We start from the raw sequence: 3,502 nt of genomic DNA on the forward strand, positions 1-3,502 counted from the left end.
ACATATCTGGCGTTGACTTTTGGCACGCTGTTGAGTTCTCAAGGAACGGACGCTTCCTTTGTACTCACCCGAGAGACACTCTCAGGCTTTCCTCCGGGCGCTTCCCTTCGGTCTTGCTGTTTTGCGTTTCCGACTCTATCAGATCCTTTTCCGATCCGATTTCCTCGGTGCTTTCCAGGTTTCCGCTTCCGCGTTTCCCTTTCCTGCGGTTCCGACTTTATCAGAAGTTTTCGGCCGGTCTGATCGGCGATCTGTTTCCGATTCATCGGGAGAGGCTTCTTCGAATCTCGAAGGAAACGAGAAGCTGATAGATACTCACGGTCGCCTCGGGGCTAGGCCACCTACAGGCAACTGTTCGAATCTACCTCCCCGCTCCTGTCGTGTCAACGGCTCTTGCGGGGCGAAGAGGAGATTAGCAGCTCTCCAGGGGCGCGCGCACATCAGGCGGCCGTCGGGACGGTGGCGCTGCGCTCGGTGGCGTCGACGTCACCGGTCTCGCCGGCCCGAGCGGCTCGGCCGCCGAGGACGTAGACGTAGGCAAGGAAGGCCAGTTCAGCCAGGACTCCGATGGTGAGGCGGGCCCAAGTGGGCAGGCCGGAGGGGGTGACGAAGCCTTCGATGGCGCCGGAGACGAACAGGACCAGGGCCAGGCCGATCGCCATGCCGATGGCCGCACGGCCTTCCTCGGCGAGAGCCGTCCGGCGGGTGCGCGGGCCCGGGTCGATGAGGGTCCAGCCGAGGCGCAGGCCGGTTCCGGCGGCGACGAAGACGGCGGTCAGTTCCAGGAGTCCGTGCGTGAGGACGAGGCCGAGGAAGGTGTCGAGACGGCCGGCCGAGGACATCAGACCGAAGCCGACCCCCAGGTTGAGCATGTTCTGGAAGAGGATCCAGATGACCGGGAGGCCGAAGAACACGCCCAGGATCAGGCAGAGGGCGGCGGCCCAGGCGTTGTTCGTCCAGACCTGGGCGGCGAAGGAGGTCGCCGGATGGGTGGAGTAGTACGCCTCGTACTGGCCGCCGGGGCGAGTCAGCTCGCGCAGTTCGCTCGGGGCCGCGATGGTCGCCTGTACTTCGGGATGGGTGCCGATCCACCAGCCCAGGAGGACCGCGACCGCGGTGGAGAGGAGAGCGGTGGGGACCCACCAGTGGCGCGCCTTGTAGACGGCGGCCGGGAAGCCGTGCGCGAGGAAGTGGGTGACGTCACGCCATGACGCACGGCGGGCGCCGGTCACGGCTGCACGCGCGCGTGCCACGAGTTGGCTGAGCCGACCGGTCAGCTGGGGATCCGGGGCGCTGGACTGGATAAGTGAGAGGTGGGTGGCCGTGCGCTGGTAGAGGGTGACGAGTTCGTCGGTCTCCGCGCCGGTGAGCCGACGCTGTCGCTTGAGCAGGGCATCGAGGCGGTCCCACTCCGCGCGGTGGGCGGAGACGAAGACGTCGAGGTCCATCGGTGTGCCTGCTCCTCGGCTCTCGTCGGGGCTCGTCGTGGATCAGCTTGTCGTACTGCGGCGCGATGTGTGCTCAGCTTGGCAGACTGACCGTGTCGGGGGCAGGTCAGGGGAAGGGCGGCAGGCGTGAGTGAGCTGGTGACCGGCGAGGCGGTGGCGTTGGAGCTGCGCCCCGCGAAACTGCCCAGCAGGGCACTGGCCGTGCTGCTCGATCTGGTGGTGGCCGTCGCCGTCTACGTGGCGGTGACCGTCGTCCTGGTCCTGGCCACGGCGTCCATGGACCAGGCGGCGCAGACCGCGTTGTCGGTCGCGGCCTTCGTCCTGCTGCTGGTGGGCGGTCCCATAGCGGTCGAGACGCTCAGCCATGGACGGTCGCTCGGCAAGATGGCGTGTGGGCTGCGGGTGGTGCGTGACGACGGCGGACCGATCCGGTTCCGGCACGCGCTGGTGCGCGGTCTCCTCGGGGTGGTCGAGATCCTGATGACCTTCGGGGTCGCCGCCTGTATCGCCTCGCTGGTGTCGGCGCGCGGGCGGCGGATCGGCGATGTGTTCGCGGGCACGCTGGTCGTGCGGGAGCGGGTACCGGTCGCGCCCGGAGGTTTTCTGCCGCCGCCTCCGCCGTGGCTGGCGGGACGGTTCTCCGGGCTGGACCTGTCGGCCGTTCCGGACGATCTGTGGCTGGCGGTCCGGCAGTACCTGACCCGCATGCGCCAACTGGATCCGCAGGTGGGTCAGGCCATGGCGGGACGGCTCGCCGACGATCTCGCGGCTTGTACGGGGACTCCCGTGCCGCAGGACGTTCCGCCGGCCGCGTATCTGGCGGCCGTGGTGCAGGAGCGGCAGGGCCGGGAGGCTCGGCGGGCCTTCGGGAGCGGTACCGCTGCGCCTCCCCCCGTGCCGGGTGGGGCGGTCTGGCCGTCCGCAGCGGGTGTCGAGGCGACGCCCGGTGTCGTCGGCGGAGGCGAACCGGTACGGCCTCCGGTGCCGCCGCACCTGCCTACGGCGCCGTCGGGTGCCGGGCAGCAGCCGGCGGCGCCGGAGGAGGCGCCGCGGGAGCAGCGTCCGAGCACCGGCTTCGTGCCACCGGCGTAGGGAGGACGGGAGCGGCAGCGACGATGTCGCGGCCGTGCGGCGGTGGCCGGGTCAGGGGAAGACGGACGGCGGTGACTCGAGGTCTTCGAGCTCGATACCGGGGGCTGCCAGGACCACGTCGCCGGCGAGGTGCACGGCGTGCTGCTCGCCTGTGTCCAGGGCTGTGACCTGGTATTCCTCCACGGTGAGGGGGCCACTGTCAGTGGTGTGTGCTTCTCTTTTCAGCAAGGCCCAGGACTGGTCCACGGTGCGGGGGGCGAGGACCGGTTCCGTGAGGGCCACGAGGCGCACGCGAGTCGCTGATGGGGAGGGGGTGAGGCGCAGGAGACGGGCGGTGGCGACGAGGAACGCCGGGGAGGTGCCGGTGAAGGTGTGGGCGCGCACATTGCCTTCGGTGGCATGGGTTCCGGTGGCGTCGGAGCGGACCCAGGTGACGCCGTCGATGGCCGCGCCGCGGACCTGCCAGTCGGCGGTGTGGAGTTCGAGGCGGAGGGGGCGGCCGAGTTCGTCGAGGGCGAGGTCGACGGAGCCGGTGTGGTCTCCGGTCGGTGTGACCGACTGGGAGACGTAGCGCCAGCCGGAAGGGCCGGGGGCGCACTGGAAGTGTTCTTCTGCGAGGGGGGTGTGATCGTGCGGATCGTGGAGCGAATAACGGCCGCGGGGCATGGGGGTCCTGGGTCGTGACGGGCTGGGCCGGCGCTGCTGGTCCACCGACGGGGCAGGCCCCCGGCACGGGGGTGCGGGGGCCTGCCTCGGAGGACCTGCTGCCGTGAGCGTGTCAGTGCACGGACACGCTCACGACAGGCTCACGCCCGCTCGTGGCGAGCTGCGGCGCGAGGTCAGTAGCGGTAGTGGTCCGACTTGTACGGGCCCTCCACCCGCACGCCGATGTACTCGGCCTGCTCCGGGCGGAGCGTGGTCAGCTTGACGCCGAGCGCGTCGAGGTGGAGCCGGGCGACCTT

The 3,502-nt window shown here is 69.8% G+C and carries 4 protein-coding genes; 1 reads left to right on the forward strand and 3 read right to left on the reverse strand.

Annotated features, from left to right (window positions below):
- Nucleotides 1-440 precede the first annotated feature (440 nt).
- Nucleotides 441-1,448 (reverse strand): stage II sporulation protein M, encoded by a 1,008-nt coding sequence (locus ACTT8P_RS37995; RefSeq protein ID WP_442836357.1) that lies wholly within the window; start codon nt 1,446-1,448, stop codon nt 441-443.
- Nucleotides 1,449-1,574: 126 nt separating this feature from the next.
- Between ACTT8P_RS37995 and ACTT8P_RS38000 the strand changes: the two genes are divergently transcribed.
- Complete coding sequence (locus ACTT8P_RS38000) at nt 1,575-2,540, forward strand: RDD family protein (protein WP_442836358.1); 966 nt, start codon at nt 1,575-1,577, stop codon at nt 2,538-2,540.
- 51 nt (nt 2,541-2,591) lie between these two features.
- Here the strand turns inward: ACTT8P_RS38000 and ACTT8P_RS38005 are convergent, their stop codons facing one another.
- Both ACTT8P_RS38005 and ACTT8P_RS38010 read right to left on the reverse strand, forming a co-directional pair.
- Complete coding sequence (locus ACTT8P_RS38005; RefSeq protein ID WP_442836359.1) at nt 2,592-3,206, reverse strand: hypothetical protein; 615 nt, start codon at nt 3,204-3,206, stop codon at nt 2,592-2,594.
- Between the two features lie 173 nt (nt 3,207-3,379).
- Nucleotides 3,380-3,502 (reverse strand): adenosylhomocysteinase (locus ACTT8P_RS38010; RefSeq protein WP_442836360.1); only part of this gene is annotated, 123 nt, incomplete at its 5' end.

Origin of the sequence: Streptomyces sp. JW3, from assembly GCF_052216785.1 — a bacterium.
Taxonomy (GTDB): Bacteria; Actinomycetota; Actinomycetes; order Streptomycetales; family Streptomycetaceae; genus Streptomyces.

Bases quoted from the DNA above. Each gene is read 5' to 3' on its own strand.
- ACTT8P_RS37995 (WP_442836357.1), bottom strand. From the start codon at position 1,448: ATGGACCTCGACGTCTTCGTCTCCGCCCACCGCGCGGAGTGGGACCGC.
- ACTT8P_RS38005 (WP_442836359.1), bottom strand. From the start codon at position 3,206: ATGCCCCGCGGCCGTTATTCGCTCCACGATCCGCACGATCACACCCCC.